The organism is Rhodosalinus sediminis (assembly GCF_003385555.1).
In the GTDB taxonomy this organism is placed as follows: domain Bacteria; phylum Pseudomonadota; class Alphaproteobacteria; order Rhodobacterales; family Rhodobacteraceae; genus Rhodosalinus; species Rhodosalinus sediminis.
Genome location: NZ_QOHR01000099.1, coordinates 1 through 484, shown reverse-complemented (window position 1 = coordinate 484; position 484 = coordinate 1). Strand labels below are relative to the sequence as shown.

1 protein-coding gene is annotated in these 484 nt (G+C 64.3%); it reads left to right on the top strand.

What is annotated here, in order from left to right:
- Nucleotides 1–57: 57 nt before the first annotated feature.
- Nucleotides 58–484: glycosyltransferase family 2 protein (locus tag DRV84_RS15255; RefSeq protein ID WP_239995110.1), on the top strand; the 427-nt coding region annotated here is incomplete at its 3' end.

Sequence of the window (484 nt, the reverse complement as noted above, 5' to 3'; positions counted from 1 at the left end):
GCGCACCCATGATACTTTCCGCCCAAAGGCCCACGCATAAAGAGGCCACACGGGGGCATGCAGCATCTCAAGCCACAGTCGAAACACGGCAAGGTCATGGCCGTGTCGATGATGAAGGACGAGGCCCCCTTCCTGCTGGAATGGTTCGCCCATCACCTCGCCGTGGGGTTCACCGACATCCTCGTATATACCAACGACTGCTCGGACGGCACCGACCACATGCTGACCCGCCTTGAGGAGCTCGGCCTGGGTTACCACCGCCGCAACGAGATCCCCGAGGGCGTGAAACCCCAGCCCTCGGCTCTCAAACATGCGCAGAAGGAGCCGAGGGTCGCCGAGGCCGACTGGCTGCTGGTCCTCGACGCCGACGAGTTCCTCGCTGTCAACCATCCCTCGGGTCATCTCGAGGGGATGCTCGGCGACGCGGTGGAGCTGGGCGCCAACGGCATCGTCATCACTTGGCGCATCTTCGGCTCGGGCGGCG